This window comes from Chamaesiphon sp. OTE_75_metabat_556, from assembly GCF_031378165.1.
Classification (GTDB): Bacteria; Cyanobacteriota; Cyanobacteriia; order Cyanobacteriales; family Chamaesiphonaceae; genus Chamaesiphon.
Genome location: NZ_JANNDR010000063.1, coordinates 1 through 1,903 on the forward strand (window position 1 = coordinate 1; position 1,903 = coordinate 1,903).

Annotated in this window: 2 protein-coding genes and 1 pseudogene; 1 reads left to right on the forward strand and 2 read right to left on the reverse strand. The window is 48.1% G+C overall.

The annotated features are described in order from the left end of the window. Window positions 1-4: 4 nt before the first annotated feature. A pseudogene (locus tag RMO27_RS03195) lies at window positions 5-907 on the reverse strand (cytochrome ubiquinol oxidase subunit I); the annotation flags it as partial. A gap of 67 nt (window positions 908-974) precedes the next feature. Then, on the reverse strand, window positions 975-1,163 hold the full coding sequence (locus RMO27_RS03200) for a hypothetical protein (RefSeq protein ID WP_309729024.1): 189 nt from the start codon (window positions 1,161-1,163) through the stop codon (window positions 975-977). Between the two features lie 92 nt (window positions 1,164-1,255). On the opposite strand from RMO27_RS03200, the gene RMO27_RS03205 reads away from it, so the two are divergent. Further along, on the forward strand, window positions 1,256-1,645 hold the full coding sequence (locus RMO27_RS03205; RefSeq protein WP_309729026.1) for an OmpH family outer membrane protein: 390 nt from the start codon (window positions 1,256-1,258) through the stop codon (window positions 1,643-1,645). Window positions 1,646-1,903: the final 258 nt, after the last annotated feature.

Consider the following 1,903-nt stretch of genomic DNA (forward strand, 5'->3'; position numbering starts at 1 on the left):
CTAACTACTGCTGCGCTTCGATCGGTCGGCGATCGGGTACTGATTCTGCGGGTGCGGTATTGAGGATAAATTGACCGTCTGCGCCCGGTAATGGCAAATCTAGTTTTGGCCCTTTGCCGATAATCCGGCTGGCAAAGAACAGCGTCGTCACTAATAAGATCGAATAGACGACCATAAAGAAAATTAAAGAAGTCAAAACATTAGTCGGCGGTACGGGGGAGACACCATCTACCGTGCGAATCCGATCGTAAAGTACCCACGGTTGGCGACCAACACAGCGCACCACCCAACCAGCTTCGATCGCCAGATAGCCCAAAGGGGCTGAAAATATCCAGGCGCGCATCAGCCACTTTTGCTGGCCGATCTGTTCGGGTGACAGATTGCCCCGATACCACTCAAACACGTTCCATAGCATCACTGCTGCCAAAAAGAACCCGATCGCAATCATCACGCGGAAGGAATAATAAATCAGTCCGACCATTTTGGGACGATCTTGGCGTTGCCATTCATTCAACCCTGGCACGGGTACGGACAGGTTTTTGCGAAACTCCAGGATGTAACCCAAACCATTGGGCACCGTTAGTTCCCAGGAGTTGCGATTATTCGCTTCATCGGGGATTGCCAGTAGGCTCCAGTCAGCAGGCTGACCCGCCGGACTACTCTCCCATTTAGCTTCGATCGCTGCCAGTTTTGTCGGCTGATAATAGGCTACCTGCTCGGCACTGAGGTGTCCGGCATAGATTTGGATCGGTGCTACGGCGATCGCTGTAGCCAGAACGATTTTGAGCGATCGACTAAAAAAGGCGGTATGACGGTCTTTGAGAATATACCAAGCACTAATCCCGCCAATCATAAACAACGATGTTTCTAGCGTCGCCAAGAACATGTGGGCGACACTTTTGACCATGTTTAATGATAGACAGTTTCTCTGGTGAAAAACTCGATCGAGCCACTCTAAAAACTCACACATGCGCTCATTTGTCAATCTTGGCAACCGTCTTGTCGATATTGATGATATTGGCGATTGGCGACGCTGCCAACGCAGCAGAGTCTCTGTTCCAGACAATCGACTTGCTGATGAGAACGTGCTGATAGAAAAATCTCGGCGCGATCGCAAAAATATCTCGATCGTGGGGAATGCTAGAATTGAGCTTTGGTATCAACCCTCTCTAAATATAAAGAGTTGCGATCGCATCTCCATCGGAGAATAGTACAATCTAAACTTAGATCGGGCAACAACTACTAGGTGTTCGCTATGGAAGAATGGCAAAACGAAATCGCCGCCGCGTTCAAAGATTTAACCGCGTTGTTTGATGAATTTGGTCGCGAACTCACGGAATTTGTTGAAGAAGTTACTACCGAAGCTCAGGAAATCCTCAATCTACAATGGGACGAACTGAAAGACGTGCTGACCGAAATTTGGCAAGAATTAGAATTAGAATTTGAAGAATCTACGCCGCTGCAATGGGATATCCCGATTGCGACTAGACCCCTGCCAGATCCGGCCACACATCCCGCCTGTGTCGGGTGTATCAACTATAATGGAACTGTCTATGGCGGCAATCTGTTGATTTGTGGGATCTATCCCTACGGCTGCAATAGCGATACCTGTACCGATTGGGAAGGTGAGAACGATCTTAACTAGTCAGGTGATCTTCGCTGGCACGGTCGATCGATATCGAAATTATCTAGCTCCGGAAAAAGAGATTAACGAATAACAAGGTTCGATCGATCTATGTACCCACACAGAACAGATCTGATTCCGCGATCGACTGTTCGAGCCAATATTTATCAATCACTATTCACTCAATTACATGACTCAGGCGAATGCAGCATCAGTTACACCCCCCAGCGAAATGAAATACGGGGAACGCGAAATCATTAATGGCGAACTGATTACCTT

Coding starts and splice junctions, on each gene's coding strand:
- RMO27_RS03205 (WP_309729026.1), top strand. CDS start 1,256: ATGGAAGAATGGCAAAACGAAATCGCCGCCGCGTTCAAAGATTTAACC.